Genomic DNA, 14,780 nt, shown 5'->3' with positions numbered 1-14,780 from the left:
CTCCGAGGACGGGATCTTCTTCGTCTCCCATGGTTCGGAGGACTACGCCTGGTCGCTGGACAGCACCGGCTACGGCGTGCCTTCCGACATCGCAGCCACCTACGCCACCAGCGTGGCCGCTGACCGTTACCCGAGCGACCTCGGGCAACAGGTGACCGACGCCCTGGAGATCTTCAGCAGCGGCGAGGCTCGCGAGATCTACGACGAGCACTTTCCAGATCGGTCCGAGTCCGGCAGCGAACAGAGCGCCGGCGACGGCGAGCCCACCCAGATCCTGGGTATGGATCCACCCGTCGCCATCGGCGTGGCCGCTGGGATCGTGGCCGCGGCCGTCCTCGTCGCCCTGCGTCGTCGTCGTGCCGACCGCAAGGGTGTCAACCTGAAGCGGCGGGCACTACAGAGGATCTCGTCCGCACAGACGCAGGAGTGGCGGCGCAGGGCCGAGACCGAGAGCGCGGCACTAGGCGAACGGATCCGGAAGCTGGAGATCGACCAGCGCTCCGACAGCGACGCGTGGGGCGCCGCACTCGACCACTACCAGGCCGCGACCGCCATCCTGGACCAGTCGGACGACGCCGCCGACTCGATCGGAGCCATGGTGCTCACCCGCCGCGGTGACGACGCCCTCGACCACGCTGTGGCGGGAAAGTCATGGAATCCGACGGTGGCCTGCTTCTTCAACCCGTTGCACGGCCCAGCCAGCGGCCGTGCGCCCTGGACGACGGCGGCCGGGAGTCATGAGGTGCCGTGCTGCCGCGCCTGCCGCCGCGACATCGGCAAGCGCCGCGAGCCCGAGATCCTCGACCTCCCCACCGAGGACACCGTGGTGCACTACATGGACTCCGATGCCGAGCCGTGGGCATCGACCGGCTTCGGGGCGCTGGCGCCTGACCTGATCGACCGGCTCCGGCAGCGCTGACGGCCGTGGCGGACGGCGCAGGCGGGCTGTCCCCTGGAGCGGAAACCTGGTGGCCTCAGCTCCATAGAGTGCAGATGGGTGCTGCGATGATCCGCTCTGCCAGCTGATAGGCATGTGGTCCGGTGTGCAGGACCACACCAGCCAGAAACTGATCCCCTAGCTCGTCGCGCAGCCATTCGAGGTGTCGCGCGTGTTCGCGTCCCGGACCAGCTTTTGCCTTGATCTCGATGCCGATGACGCCTACCGCGCCCATGTCGATCAGTAGGTCGATCTCCCGCCTGCCGCCTTCCTGCCGCAGGTGGTACAAGCGTGTCCCGACGTCCATGACACTGAGTTCTGCGCGTAGCTGTGTGTAGACGAAGTTGTCGAGGACGCGCCCAAGCAGGTCGCCGTCGCTGAGCACCGTCTGGGTGTCAACCCCGAGCAGTCCAACGGCGAGGGCTGGATCGGCCAGGTAGCGTTTCGGGCTCCTTATCAGCCTCTTCAGCCTGTTCGTCCACCAGGCCGGGACGGACACGGTGACGAGGAGGTTGCGCAGAAGCTTGTCGTAGTCGTCTGCGGTTGTCCGACTGATGCCGGCCGCCTCGTAGAGGGTTTTGTGATCGGGAACGCCGGCCATGTTCAGTGCTGTTGCTTCGAAGTACGTGCGAAGCAGTTCTGGGTCCCGACGTGATGCGCCGAGCCATTCAACGTCGCGATGGATGACGTGGTGGACGTAGCTATCGATCCACCGTCGACGAGCTCTAGCCGACGTCGACAGCATCGTGTCCGGGAAGCCGCCGCGCAAGGCCATGTCGACGTAGTCGCCGAGATCCGGGGTCGCGGGTGGGAGCGTGACGGATTCTGCGCGGCCGGCTCGGATCGTGTCGAGGAACGTCGACGGTGACGACAGGCCGTCGGCTTCGCGCATGCTGATGCCGGTCATGTCGACACGGATGACCCTGCCGGTGCCGGGCCAGTTCGAGCCGTCCCACTCAGCGCGAACCGATCCGGTGAGGATGAATCGTCCGGCTCCGTGGCCCGTGTCCGTGGCTCGCTTGACCGCACCGAGGACTCCCGGCACGGCTTGCCACTCGTCCAGCAGGATCGGCTCCGCGTAGCGGCGAAGAGCGGCGTCGGGGTCGGCCTCGAACGCGGTTGCTGCCGCCGCCTCGTCGAGGCGGACCACGCTTCGAGCGTGCCGGGCGGCCGTAGTCGTTTTTCCTGTGGCGCGGGGTCCAAGCAGCATGATTGCGGGAAGGTCGGCCATGAGTTCGTCGATCAGAGGGTCGATGAATCGTTGCAGGTAACGTGCATGATCTGCCATATCGAATACATCTCCCACATGGATTCGTAGGCATTTCCCACATCACATCCTAGCGCTCTCATGCATCGTTCCCTAGGCATTTTCCGCACCTGCCGGACGAGTGTGCCGCAGAGGCTAGACGACCGTTCCGTTGCTGATGAAGTGGCGGGAGAAGGCGACGGCACGGTCGAGGGCGGTGGCGAGGATGCGTTCGCCGATGTCGGGGCTGGCCTTGGTGGGGTCGCCGTAGACGCCGTCGGTGGTGAGCTCGTCGAAGCGGATGGCGACGTCGACGTATCCACGTGGGGCGGAGCCGGGGTATGCCTCGGAGCGGATCCCGGGCGTGCGCACGCGTTCGGCTTTGACGAGTTCGGGCGCGAGGACCATCGCAAGTGAGGTTTCCAGTTCGCATGCGTGCCCGTATGCGGGGCCTGATGCCACGTCGGCGCAGACGTCGCGCGCGAGTTTCGCCCACATCATGGAGGCGACGAGGACATCGAGCTCGCTGCGTGCGCGCCTGGCGACGAGGGTGAGGGCTTCCATGTTGCCGCCGTGGCCGTTGACGATGATGACCTTGTCGAAGCCTTGCGCCTTGAGGCTGACGACCAGGTCGAGCAGGAGAGCGATGAATGTGGGTGGTGTGAGGGTGAGGGTGCCGGCGAAGCGTTCATGGTGCTCGGAGAGCCCGTACGGCAGCAGCGGGCAGACGATGGCGTCGGAGCCGAGCTCGGCGCCGAGCCGGTGCGCGAAGGCTTCGGCGATGCGTGCGTCGGTGAGGACGGCGAGATGGGGGCCATGTTGTTCCACCGCTCCAACGGGCAGGATGGCCACCTCGGCGGACTGCTGCGCGGCCTGGGCATCCTCGGTGGTGAGTTCGGCTAGCTGGACGGCGGGATGGGGGGCGACCATCTCTGTCTCCCTTCGGCAGCGATGACACGAGGCGTGAAGCGGCCTGCCGATGGCGCCAGTGCATGGCACAATCGGCAGGCCGGTGTGGAAGATCGGACACGTCCTCAGAGATCGACGTGGACGGTCTCGCCCGCCCGAGCGTACTGCCGCGCGGTGTCACGCGTCGGTGCTGGGCCGATCACCTCGACTTCGACGGCGCGGAGTTCTCCGAGACCGACATGCTGGGTGTGCAGCGCACCGCCACCGTAGCCCTCGGTGGACAGGACCTGGCGGCTGAAGATCGGCGGCTTGCCGCGTTCCCGATCCCCGGGACGGTAGACGTTGACCGTGGATCCCAGTGTGGTCTCGGATGAGACATCCACCTTCAGCCAGTTACCCGCAGCGGAGGTGTTCTCCCAGTAGCGCGAGGGCAGATCCGGGAACCACTCGACGGCGAACAGGTCGACGCGGCCGTCATTGTTGAAGTCGGCGTTGACGCCGGTCGGCCAGTACCGCGGGGTGCCGATGCGGTCCCATTGGGCTTCCTCGGGCGACGGCAGGCGTTCGTCGTGGAGACCCGACGGGGTGTCGAACTGTGGGATACCGTCGTCGAGGCCGGTGTGCTCGAAGATCGCCGGCTCGGTGCCGTCGCCGACCGAGACACCGGTCGCGATGTCCAGCCACCCGTCGTTGTCCATGTCGACGAGGGTGACGTGCGCCGGCTTGGTGTCAACGGTGCCGATGCCGGTCTCGGCGGTGACGTCGGAGAACACCGGGAGGCCGTCGTCGTCGTTGCCGTCGTTGAGGTAGATGTGGACGGGCTGCTGCGGCCACAGTGCGGCCAACGCCGGATAGGGATGCGACCCGACGACGATGTCGTGCCGTCCGTCTCGGTTGAGGTCGGCGACCGCTACTCCGGCCGACTCGTCCGACCACAGCTGGCTGACCATCGTGAACTCGCTCGCGTCGGCTTCGACGAAGCCACCTTCGCGATCGTTGACGAACATGCGGGCACGTTGGACGTTCTCTTCTCCTTCAGGCACGGCTTTGCCGCGCAACGAACCTGAGACGAACAGATCTGGCCAGCCGTCGGCGTTGAGATCGGCGGCTACGACTCCGAGCCCGCTGATGTCGTCGGGCAACCCTGTTGCCGTGGTGGCCTCCTCGAACTGGAAGTCTCCATCACCCAGATAGAGCCGGCTCGACGCTGGGCCCATCGCGTCCTCATAGTAGACATCTTCGATGACGAAGAAGTCTTGGTTGCCGTCACCGTCGAAGTCAGCCACGGCAATCGAGCGGGCGGCAATCTCGTCGGCGACCTGGCCGACTCTGGTGAACGTGCCGTCGTCGTTGCGCAGGACGACGACCTGTTGGCCGTTCGTGGGCGGGGGATCTTGGCTGGCCAACTCGTACGGGTAGTAGTGCGAGACGAGGAGATCGAGGTCTCCGTCGTTGTCGATGTCGGCGAAGGCGGATCCGCTGGAGCTGCCGTCCCGCATCTCGGGAAAGGTCGGATCGGGCTCGAAGCCGTCGGGTCCGCCGAGGAGCAGCCGGTCCGGGGATATCTCCGTGGCACCGCGATCGTCGATCTCTCCGCGGAAGAATCGGTCCCACGGGAGCTGCTGGTAGAAGCTGCCGACGTACAGGTCGACCCAACCGTCATCGTTGACGTCCGCGGCTGCGGAGGTGTGAGCGAACATGCCCAGCAGTGGATCCCACAGCCCTTTCTCCTTCGTCTGTTCCTCGACCGAGATCGACTGATCGGAGTCAGATCGAGCGGTCCGATCACGGTCGTCACCTTCGTGTGCACCGTCCTCGCCGGATGCTACGGCGGGCGTGGCCATGACCGCAGCGCAAGTCATGAAGACTGCGATGGCGGATCGTCGCGTACCGAACACAACACCTCCAGGTGGGTTAGCACGACGGCTACAGCGCTTACCTGTATGAAACCGCGTGATGGAACGCTGGTGCTGGCTATTGAGATGAAGGCTGGCAGCGCCATAGAACGCAGTCAACGGTCCGTCAGGGCTTGTTCCACGTAATGGAATGCCTTCCATTTTCGCGAACAGTGCTATTGACGCTGGTGACAGCGGAGTGACACAGTCATCTTTCTCCGAAGGCTCCCAATCAGCGAGTAGCCGAATCCGGCGAATGGAACGCGAGGTGACCCATGCGAGGCAAGCTCAAGTGGTCTACGGGGATCGCGACTGTTGCTCTTGTGATCACCGCATGCTCGGCCAACGAGGTGCCGGGCGAGAACGATGCCGACGACCAGGGCGGCGACGCGGGCGACTCGAACGACACCAGTGGCGACGATTCGGTGCGCTTTCTCATCGCGGAGAACTTCTGGGCCGACTGGGTTCCGTATCAGAGCACGGCGCAGAGCCAGGCGCGCCTGAACGTGCACATCTACGACACGTTGCTGCAGTTCCCGAGCGGAGAGCTCGACCAGCCCGTACCGTCGCTGGCGACGGAGTGGGAGCAGGTCGATGCGACGACCTGGGAGTTCACGTTGCGTGAGGATGTGACGTTCCACGACGGGACGCCGTTGGACGCTGAAGATGTGAAGGCCTCGATCGAACTGGCCTCAGGAGCGACCGGCGCGGAGACCGTCCTGCAAACGCGCTGGGTACCCACCACAGGTGAGGTCGTGGACGATCACACGGTCCGGTTGGTGACCGAGGAGCCGTTCGCGTCCTTGCTCAACGCCGTGCGGCAGACCCCCATCGTCTCGTCCGAGGACATCGAAGCCGGGCAGGACACCATGGCACAGGAGCCGAACGGCACCGGACCGTTCACGCTCGTCGAGGAGTCCGAGACGAAGAAGACCATGGAGGCGAACGAGGACTATTGGAACGGCCCGCCTGAGATCGGGGAGCTGGTATGGGAGTTCGTCGCGGATCCGCAGACGCGGGTCAGCGCGCTCCTGGCAGGACAGGCCGACGCTATCGACCGGGTGCCTGCCGAGCAGCACGCCACGATCGAAGACGAGGATGGCTTCTCGCTGGTCTCGGCCACGGCCAGCGAGCAGGTGAACCTGTGGTCGATTCCTGATCGTGAGCCGATGTGGGACGAGAGCCCGGAGCTGCGGCGCGCTGTGATGCTGGCGATCGATCGGCCTGCGCTGGTCGACAGCCTCGTCATGGGGGAGAGCGTCACCGCAGACAGCTTCGCCCCGGAAACGACGCTCCACCACACGAGCGGTTCACCCTCGTACGAGCAGGACCTGGACGAGGCACGACAGCTGGTTCAGGAAGCCGGGGCCGAAGGCCTGGAGTTCGAACTGTGGGTCGCCAGCGGATTCCTGCCGCGTGCGGAACAGGTCGGAGAGGCCATCGCGGCCAACCTCAATGAGGTCGGGCTGAACGTGCGTGTCGTGCCGAGCGATGTGGCGGGTCTGGTCGATGACTCGAACAGCGAGTCAGGGACTGGTCTGCTCTACCACCTGAGCTGGTCCAGCGGCGGCGATCCGGACGCCGCGCTGGGCATCTACGCGACGCCGAACCGGTGGACCGCGGGTGACGAGACGATCGATCAGCTGGTGGCGGAGGGCAAGACCACGACTGATCCACAGCAGCGAGCGGCGGTCTATGACGAGTTGCAGGCGTACCTGTGGGACGAGCTGCCGCACATCCCGCTGTACTACAGCGACTTCACGGTGGCCTACTCCGATCGGGTCCGCGACCTGCGGGTGCTGCCGAACTACGAGACCGACTTCTACCCGGCGAGCATCGGCGAGTAAGCATGCTTCTCTACACCATCCGGCGCACCGCGCAGATGCTGGTTGTCGTGCTCTGCGTGGTGACGCTGGTGTTCCTGCTGCTGAGAATCGCCGCGGGTGATCCGGCACGGCTGATGAACGCTCCCGACGCCCCGGACGACGTCATCGAGGCCACCCGGGAGAGGCTGGGTCTGGACGAGCCGATCTACATCCAGTATCTGTACTTTCTCCGGGATCTCCTCGGCGGTGACCTCGGCCAGTCCTTCCAGGGTTCGTACTCGGTCGCGCAGGTGGTCTTCGCCGCCTTGCCGAACACCGCCATGCTGGCAGCCGTCACGGTGCTGGTCTCCACGGTGATCGCGCTGGCCCTCGGCATCGGCGCGGCGCTGACGCGTGGCTCCTGGTTGGATCGGTCGGTGCAGGTCTACGTGGCCTTTGCCCAGTCCATCCCAAGCTTCTGGCTTGCGGTGGTGCTCGTACTCGTCTTCGCGGTGCAGCTCGGGTGGCTCCCCGCCGTCGACTTCACCGGGCCGTCGAGCTTCGTGCTACCGGTCGCGACGATGGCAGTGGCCCTCACACCGATCCTGATCAGGACGATCCGGCAGTCCTTCATCGAGACATTGCAACAGGACTACATCCGTGCGGCGCGAGCCCGGGGCATAGCTCAGCGTAAGATCCTGCTGGTCCACACCCTGAAAGTGGCCTCGCTGCCGCTGGTGACGTTGATCGGCCTGCAGTCCGGGATGATCCTGGCCGGGTCCTACGTGGTGGAGAACATCTTCAACTGGCCCGGGATCGGCAAGCTCGCCGTGGACGCGCTCACCAGCCGGAACTTCCCGATGGTGCAGGGCGCGGTGCTGATCGCCGCGGTGACCTTCGTGCTGGTCAACTTCGTCGTCGACATGCTGTACACCACGTTGGATCCACGCATCCGGCTGAAGGGAGCGTCCTAGTATGCTGCGCCGCAAGACGGCGGCCATCGGACTCGGCGGCATCGGTCTGCTCATCTTCGTCGCCGTGGCCGCGCCGTGGATCGCTCCGTACGAGCCGGCGGCCCAGGACCTGTCGAACGTGCTCGCACCACCGGCGTGGGACGGCGGCGACTGGTCCTACCCGCTCGGCACGGACGCGCTGGGCCGGGACGTACTGTCCCGGATGATCTACGGTGCGCGGTCATCGGTCCTGATCAGCGCGTGTGCCATGCTGATCGGAGCGACTCTGGGGCTGTTGACCGGCTTGGTCGCCGGCTTCTTCGGCAGGTTCGTCGACACACTCATCATGCGACTCGGTGACATCCAGCTCGCCCTGCCGTTCATTCTGATCGCGATCGTGATCCTCGGCATGATGACCGAGCGGTCGCCGGTTCACCTGATCGTCGTGCTCGGCATACCGGCGTGGATCGTGTACGCCCGCGTCGTGCGTGCGCGGACGCTCGCGGAGCGCGAACAGGACTACGTCCGCGCTGCCGAGACGATCGGGGCCCGGCCGTTGCGGCGGATCTTCCGCTACGTACTGCCGCAGGTGCGCAGCGTGCTGCCCGCGATCGCGTTGATCGACCTGAGCCACTTGGTGGTGATGGAGTCCACGCTGAGCTTCCTCGGATTCGGGTTGACCTCTCCGCATGTGTCGTGGGGGCAGATCCTGGCCGACGGCCGGCAGAACATGGTCGTAGCGCCGTGGCTTCCGGTGCTGCCCGGTATCGCCATCATGCTCACGGTACTGTGCATCAACCTGGCTGTTGAAGGGATGCGGTCGCGGGTCGAGCCGCGCCGCCGGTGGTGGTCGACGCGATGGCGCCGCTCCGGAGCCACGCGGACAACGCTGGACATGGCAACGGCGGCGAGCCGGCCGGCCGTCGATGAGCTGCAGGCGGGGCCCACACCGGACGATGTGCTGCTCGATGTCCGAGGCCTCTGTGTGGACTTTCCGACGGCCGACGGCCGGGTTGTGCAAGCCGTCCGCGGGGTGAGCTTCACTGTGGGACGCGGCAAGATCCTGGGCATTGTCGGAGAGAGCGGCTCTGGGAAGTCGGTGACGTCGTACGCCTTGCTGCGCCTGTTGTCCGCACCCGGACGGGTGAGCGCCGGCACCGCCATGTTCGACGGCATCGACCTGCTCGGCGTGCCCGAGCGGTCGATGCGGCGGGTCCGTGGCCGTCGAATCGGCATGATCTTCCAGAATCCGGTCGGCTCGCTCAATCCGGTTCTGACCGTCGGTTACCAGATCGTCGAGGCGATCAGGACCAACCGCGACGTCGACCGGGACGCGGCTGTCGAGCTCGCCGAGAAGGTCTTCCGCGATGTCGGGTTCGGGGATCCGCCCCACATCATGAAGCAGTACCCGTTCCGCCTCAGCGGCGGGCAGAACCAGCGGGTCATGATCGCCATGACCATGGCGATCGAGCCGGAGCTGCTGCTTGCGGACGAACCGACCACAGCGCTGGACGTCACCACTCAGGCACAGGTGCTGGACCAGCTGCGTCGAGTGCGAGACGAGCACGGCACCAGCATCGTCATCATCAGCCACGACATCGGCCTCATCGGCGAGATCGCGGACGAAGTGGTGGTCATGTACGCCGGGGAGGTGTGCGAGTCCGGGCCGACCGAGCAGGTGCTGCGTGAGCCGCGACACCCGTATACCCAGGCGCTGCTGGAGTCCGTGCCTCGGCCGGAGGCCGGTGTCACGACCGAGCTGCGCTCGATACCCGGCGAGCTCCCGGACCCGACGCGCGAGTCCGGCGGGTGCCCGTTCGCGCTGCGGTGCTCCAGCGTCATGGACCTGTGCCATACGCACCGTCCGAAGCCGTTGACCGTCGGGCCGGCGTGGTCCGCCGCATGCCATCTGTACAGCGAAGATAAGGCGGAGGTGACGCAGCGGTGACGCCGATTCTCGAGCTCGACGACGTCCGCAAGCACTACACGACCCGCAGCGGGCTCGCCCGCCGTACCTCCAGTGTGCGTGCCGTCGACGGAGTGTCCTTGCGGCTCGAGCGGGGAGAGACCCTCGGCCTGGTCGGCGAGAGCGGCTGCGGCAAGTCCACGCTCGCCCGTACGTTGGTCCTGCTGGAGAAGCCGGACAGCGGGGAGATCCGGTTCGACGGCCGGCCGGTTGCGGTCACCGACGCGGCGTCGCTCCGTCGTGACGCGCAGATCGTGTTCCAGGACCCGTACACCTCGCTACCCCCGCACATGAAGGTGCGCCGCATCATCGCTGAGCCGTTGATGATCCACCGCATCGCCTCTGGTGCTGAGCTGCGTGCCCGCGTGGACGAGCTGATCGCGGATGTCGGACTGCCGGGCACAGTGGCGGACAAGCTCCCGGGACAGCTCAGTGGCGGGCAGCGGCAACGGGTGAGTATCGCGCGCGCTCTCGCGCTCGAGCCGTCGCTGTTGATCGCCGACGAATCGGTCTCCGCGCTGGACGTGTCAGTGCAGGCTCAGATCCTGAACCTGCTCAACGGCCTCCGTGAACGCCACGGGTTGACGTTGTTGTTCGTCTCGCATGACATCGGCGTCGTGACGTACGTGAGCCAGCGGATCGCCGTCATGTACCTCGGCAAGATCGTCGAGATGGGACCGACCGCCGACGTGTACGGCAATGCTCTGCATCCGTATACGCGCGCCTTGATGGCCGCGGTGCCCAGCATGGAACATCGTGGCCGGGAGCGGATCGAGGTACGAGGCGATCCGCCGGATCCGAGGCATCCACCGCCTGGATGTGCGTACCACCCACGATGCCCGATAGCACAAGACATATGCCGCGTGGAGTCGCCACCGGTGCGGGAATGGCTTCCCGGCAGACACGCGGCCTGCCATTTCGCACTCGATGGAGTGTCTGACGGAAGGAACACTGGATGAGTGCACAGGTCCGGATCGGTGTGATCGGACTAGGGTTCATGGGCGGCAAGTGGGCACAAGCACTCACTGAGCATCCGCGCGTTGAACTGGCCGTCGTCTGCGATGTCCGGGAGAGCCACGCGAAGGAGACGGCTGGCGACCTCGGAGCGACGTGGTCTGCCGATCCCGGCGAAGCGGCGGGTGACCCCACACTCGACGGCGTGGTCGTATGTACCCCCGAACACGTGCACGTCGACGCCGCTTTGGCCGCCATCGAATCGGGCACGCCGGTCGCGATCGAGAAGCCGTTGGCACACGAGCTCGCGGCGGCCGAACGCATCCGCGATGCGTCCATCGATGCCGGCGTACCGGTACTTGCTGCGCACATCCTGCGCTTCGAGCCGCGGTACGCGGCTATCAAGTCGGCGATCGAGGACGGGACGATCGGCCCGGTCCAGATGGTGCGCAGCGAACGCGTCGGTGTCGCCGCCGACCAGCGGATACTACAGGGGCGCACCTCGCTGCCCCTGTACTACGGTTCGCACGAGTTCGACCTCGCCCGGTGGTATGCGGGGGAGGTGACGCGGGTAGCCGCGCGTCGCAGCAGCGGGGTGTTGAAGGCGGCCGGCTACGACGTGGACGACCTGTACTCCGTCGTTCTCGAGTTCGCGGGAGGCGCGCACGGGACGTCAACGCTGGGCTGGTCGCTGCCGAGCGCGTCGGCGCCGTTCGGTAGCTCCGGGTTCACTGTGATCGGCGAGCATGGATACGCGCGGGTCGAACAGGGATCGACGGGCCTGTCGGTGGTGGGCGAGTCCGGGCGCATTGCGGTCGATACCTGGTACACGCCGAACGTCCATGGCCAGACACGTGGTGCACTCGCGAACGAGGTGGATCATTTCGTGCGTGTCGTGACCTCCGAAGCGTCCCCCTTGTGCACCGCGGCGGACGGCGCCGCGGCGGTTCGGCTCTGTGACGCAGTTGAGCGTGCCGCGAGCGACGACGCATTTGTGGACGTGGCCGCGGCTCCTGAAGGAGGTTGAGGCAACCATGACTGACAGCGGCGCGCTCGAACCCTATGGCGTCCGGGCTGTCAACCGGACGCTGGACATCCTTGAGCTGCTGGACGAACCGTCGCGGCCAGTGACGCTAGGCGAGGTCGTGGCCAAGACCGGCCTTCCCAAGACGTCTGCCTTCCGATACCTGGCGACGTTGGAGAGACGGGGCTATGTAGCACGGACGGCGAACGGCTCGTACCTTCCGACGCGCCTCTTTGGTCATCCCTGGGCCGGTGATCTCGACGAGCTGGCGCGCCGCGCACAGCCGATGCTCGAGCAGCTCCGCGACCAGTTCACGGAGACGGCGAGCCTGGGCGCACTCGATATGCACCGGGCGTTCTACGTTTCGACGGTGCGCCCGCGCCGCTCTGTGCGGGTCGATATCAACTCTGGGGCCCGCGCGATGATCCATTGCACCGCGTTCGGCAAGGCTCTGGCCGCCAGGGCGCCCGAGGACCGCGTTCGGGAGATTCTCGCCATGCAGGGCATGCCCCGTTTCACCAGCCGTACGATCACCGATCCGGATCGGTATATCCAGGAGCTTGCACGGGTGCGCAGGGCGGGATACGCGGTCAACAACGGTGAGAACGAAGTTGGGGCACGATGCGTCGCGCTGGCCCTGAACAGCACCGCGATACCGCTGGCTGTGTCGCTCAGCGCACCGGCGGATCGCATGCCACTGTCGAGGATCCGGCAGGTGGTCGACGCGTTCCGCGAGTTCGACGACGCGTTCGGCACGGTGGGAGGGACACCATGATCCGCGAGCTGCCAGTGATGATCAACGGTGCTCCGTGTCCACGTGGCAACCGCGAGGCGATTCCGGTGCACAGCCCGTCAACCGGCGAACAGCTCGCGAGGATGGTCCGCAGCACTACCGACGACGTCGACCAGGCGGTGGACGCCGCCGGGCGGGCGGCTACCGCGCTGGCCTCCATGACAGCCCGTGCCCGTGCGGACCTGGTGCGACGGGTAGGGGACCTGGTGGCCGGACGCGCCGGTGTGATCGCCCGTGACCTCGCCGGTGAACAGGGCAAGCCGCTGCGCGAGGCGGAAGGTGAGATAGCCACGGCGGTCACCATGTGGCACGAGGCCGCCGAAATCGTCCGGCACAGCACCGAAGAGATCCTGCCGAGCGACGACGCCGAGCGCCGGGTTGTCGTGGTACGCCGCCCACATGGGATCCTCGCGGTCGTCACCCCCTGGAATTTCCCCGCGACGATTCCCACCGAATACCTGAGCGCGGGCCTCGCCGCAGGCAACGCGATCGTCTGGAAACCGTCTGAGCTCACTCCCATCACGGCGGTTCACCTCTATGACTGCATCGTCGAGGCAGGATTCCCACCTGGGTCGGTCAACGTGGTGCCCGGACTAGGGCATGAGACCGGCGCAGCGCTGGTCTCCCATCCGTGGATATCCGCGATCGGATTCACCGGAAGCCCGCAGACCGGCGACGCGATCGCTCGTGCGGCGGGCGCGAAACCGATGCTGCTGGAGCTCGGCGGGAACAACGCCACCGTGGTGCTCGACGACGTCGACGTGGCGGCGGTCGCCGAACGTCTGCGCTCCGCTGTGTTCGCCAACGCCGGCCAGATCTGCAGCTCGACCGAGCGGATCATCGTCCATCATCGAATCCACGACGAGCTCGTCGACGCGCTGACCGATCAGGCTACGTCGCTGCGGCTCGGCCCGTCGCTCGATCCGGAGACGAGCATCGGGCCGCTGAACAACGAACCCACCGCCGCCAAGATCGACCGTCACCTCGATGATGCCGTCGCAAAGGGCGCGCGGATCATCACCGGGGGCACACGGCCCGGGGGCTGGCCGACGCGCCTGTATTACGAGCCCACCGTGCTGACCGGTCTGACGCCCGACATGCTCGCGTTCCGCGAGGAGACCTTCGGCCCGGTGGCGGCATTCATGACGTTCGAGTCGGACGACGAGGCCGTGGAACTCGTGAACGGCCATGGGCTCGGCCTGATCACCGGCGTCCTCGGCCAGGACACCGGGAGAGCTCTGGCCATCGGCCGCCGGCTCAAGGCGGGCGTCGTCAACGTCGGCGACGCCGCGACCGCGTGGCAGCCACATACGCCGTTCGGCGGCTACTCCGGGCGGGCCAGCGGGGTCGGCAGGCTCGGCGGCCGCTACACCATCGAGGCGCTCGGTCAGCTGCAGACCTTCGTCCTTCCTGCTCACACTATGCCGTAAACGTCCGGCTGCCCGTATTGCATCTCCCTGAGTGTCACCACACCCCAAGGAGGATCCACATGCCACCCACCACTCCATCTCGACGACAGATCTTGACCACGGGTGCCGCGGCAGCGGGGGCGATGGTGCTGCCCGCGGGACTGGCACACGGCTCGACCGAACAACCTCGTCCGGCGTCGGGCACGGCGTCGCCGCGTGGGCGGAAACCCAAGGTCGCGGTCATCATCACTGAGTATCGCCGCAACTCACACGGCGATGTCATCACCACGAAGCTGCTCGAGGGCTACCAGCTGCACGGCGTCGAGACCGAGCCGCGGGTCGAGGTCGCGTCCATCTACCTCGATCAGGTGCCGGACAACGACGTCGGGTATTTCATGGCTGAGAAACACGGTGTCCCCGTCTTCGATACCATTCCGGAGGCGCTCGCGGTCGGTGAAACCGGGAAAGTCGCCGTCGATGCCGTCATCATTGTGGGAGAACACGGCGACTATCCCTGGAACGAGTTCGGGCAGAAGACCTACCCTCGCCGGCGCTTGTTCGATACCACGGTCGCCGCGATGATCGCCTCGAACAAGTTTGTTCCGATCTTCTCGGACAAGCATCTTTCACAGGCGTTCCATGACGCACGGCATATGTACGACACCGCGCAGCGTTACGACATTCCACTCCTTGCAGGCTCAACGCTGCCCTTGGCCTGGCGCTTTCCTGCGCTTACGTATCCTGTGGACGCTTCGCTCAGCGAGGCGGTGGCGGTTGGCTACTCTCACATCGAGACTTATGGCTTCCACACGCTGGAGTCGCTTCAGTGCATGGCGGAGCGGCGTGCCGGCGGTGAGACGGGAGTCGGTTCCGTGCAGACTCTGCGCGG

At 66.2% G+C, this 14,780-nt stretch carries 10 protein-coding genes and 2 pseudogenes; 9 read left to right on the top strand and 3 right to left on the bottom strand.

The window, feature by feature from the left end; translation table 11 throughout:
* Positions 1-919: pseudogene (locus tag ELR45_RS18530) on the top strand (hypothetical protein); the annotation flags it as partial.
* A 55-nt stretch (positions 920-974) separates the two neighbouring features.
* Here the strand turns inward: ELR45_RS18530 and ELR45_RS18525 are convergent.
* From ELR45_RS18525 to ELR45_RS18515, 3 genes are all read right to left on the bottom strand, one after another.
* Positions 975-2,225, bottom strand: coding sequence for an ATP-binding protein (locus ELR45_RS18525; RefSeq protein WP_129667710.1), 1,251 nt, complete (start codon positions 2,223-2,225; stop codon positions 975-977).
* A 114-nt stretch (positions 2,226-2,339) separates the two neighbouring features.
* Complete coding sequence (locus ELR45_RS18520) at positions 2,340-3,113, bottom strand: creatininase family protein (protein WP_129667709.1); 774 nt, start codon at positions 3,111-3,113, stop codon at positions 2,340-2,342.
* 104 nt (positions 3,114-3,217) lie between these two features.
* Positions 3,218-4,936 carry an FG-GAP repeat domain-containing protein gene (locus tag ELR45_RS18515; protein WP_165367900.1) on the bottom strand — a complete coding sequence of 573 codons (1,719 nt, stop codon included), beginning with the start codon at positions 4,934-4,936 and terminating at the stop codon, positions 3,218-3,220.
* 326 nt (positions 4,937-5,262) lie between these two features.
* On the opposite strand from ELR45_RS18515, the gene ELR45_RS18510 reads away from it, so the two are divergent.
* From ELR45_RS18510 to ELR45_RS38325, 8 genes and pseudogenes are all read left to right on the top strand, one after another.
* Entirely contained in the window at positions 5,263-6,834 is a 1,572-nt protein-coding gene (locus ELR45_RS18510; protein WP_129667707.1) for an ABC transporter substrate-binding protein, read from the top strand.
* A gap of 2 nt (positions 6,835-6,836) precedes the next feature.
* Complete coding sequence (locus ELR45_RS18505; protein WP_129667706.1) at positions 6,837-7,766, top strand: ABC transporter permease; 930 nt, start codon at positions 6,837-6,839, stop codon at positions 7,764-7,766.
* Position 7,767: 1 nt separating this feature from the next.
* Positions 7,768-9,693 (top strand): dipeptide/oligopeptide/nickel ABC transporter permease/ATP-binding protein, encoded by a 1,926-nt coding sequence (locus ELR45_RS18500; RefSeq protein WP_129667705.1) that lies wholly within the window; start codon positions 7,768-7,770, stop codon positions 9,691-9,693.
* On the top strand, positions 9,690-10,670 hold the full coding sequence (locus ELR45_RS18495) for an ABC transporter ATP-binding protein (RefSeq protein ID WP_129667704.1): 981 nt from the start codon (positions 9,690-9,692) through the stop codon (positions 10,668-10,670). The genes ELR45_RS18500 and ELR45_RS18495 overlap by 4 nt, the downstream gene beginning before the upstream one ends.
* On the top strand, positions 10,667-11,692 hold the full coding sequence (locus ELR45_RS18490) for a Gfo/Idh/MocA family protein (RefSeq protein ID WP_129667703.1): 1,026 nt from the start codon (positions 10,667-10,669) through the stop codon (positions 11,690-11,692). The genes ELR45_RS18495 and ELR45_RS18490 overlap by 4 nt, the downstream gene beginning before the upstream one ends.
* Before the next feature lie 7 nt (positions 11,693-11,699).
* Entirely contained in the window at positions 11,700-12,464 is a 765-nt protein-coding gene (locus ELR45_RS18485) for an IclR family transcriptional regulator (protein WP_129667702.1), read from the top strand.
* The gene (locus ELR45_RS18480; RefSeq protein ID WP_129667701.1) at positions 12,461-13,912 is read left to right on the top strand and encodes an aldehyde dehydrogenase family protein; all 1,452 of its coding nucleotides are present in this window, start codon (positions 12,461-12,463) and stop codon (positions 13,910-13,912) included. Before ELR45_RS18485 ends, ELR45_RS18480 begins: the two co-directional genes overlap by 4 nt.
* A 122-nt stretch (positions 13,913-14,034) precedes the next feature.
* A pseudogene (locus tag ELR45_RS38325) lies at positions 14,035-14,780 on the top strand (hypothetical protein); the annotation flags it as partial.

Origin of the sequence: Phytoactinopolyspora endophytica, from assembly GCF_004138495.1 — a bacterium.
Classification (GTDB): Bacteria; Actinomycetota; Actinomycetes; order Jiangellales; family Jiangellaceae; genus Phytoactinopolyspora; species Phytoactinopolyspora endophytica.
Note: the sequence above shows the minus strand (reverse complement) of the source record. Positions and strands in the feature narration are given on the sequence as shown.

What these genes read in the sequence shown, in the direction of transcription:
- ELR45_RS18525 (WP_129667710.1), bottom strand. Translation starts at nt 2,225, where the DNA reads ATGGCAGATCATGCACGTTACCTGCAACGATTCATCGACCCTCTGATC.
- ELR45_RS18520 (WP_129667709.1), bottom strand. Translation starts at nt 3,113, where the DNA reads ATGGTCGCCCCCCATCCCGCCGTCCAGCTAGCCGAACTCACCACCGAG.
- ELR45_RS18515 (WP_165367900.1), bottom strand. Translation starts at nt 4,936, where the DNA reads ATGGCCACGCCCGCCGTAGCATCCGGCGAGGACGGTGCACACGAAGGT.
- ELR45_RS18510 (WP_129667707.1), top strand. Translation starts at nt 5,263, where the DNA reads ATGCGAGGCAAGCTCAAGTGGTCTACGGGGATCGCGACTGTTGCTCTT.
- ELR45_RS18505 (WP_129667706.1), top strand. Translation starts at nt 6,837, where the DNA reads ATGCTTCTCTACACCATCCGGCGCACCGCGCAGATGCTGGTTGTCGTG.
- ELR45_RS18500 (WP_129667705.1), top strand. Translation starts at nt 7,768, where the DNA reads ATGCTGCGCCGCAAGACGGCGGCCATCGGACTCGGCGGCATCGGTCTG.
- ELR45_RS18490 (WP_129667703.1), top strand. Translation starts at nt 10,667, where the DNA reads ATGAGTGCACAGGTCCGGATCGGTGTGATCGGACTAGGGTTCATGGGC.
- ELR45_RS18485 (WP_129667702.1), top strand. Translation starts at nt 11,700, where the DNA reads ATGACTGACAGCGGCGCGCTCGAACCCTATGGCGTCCGGGCTGTCAAC.
- ELR45_RS18480 (WP_129667701.1), top strand. Translation starts at nt 12,461, where the DNA reads ATGATCCGCGAGCTGCCAGTGATGATCAACGGTGCTCCGTGTCCACGT.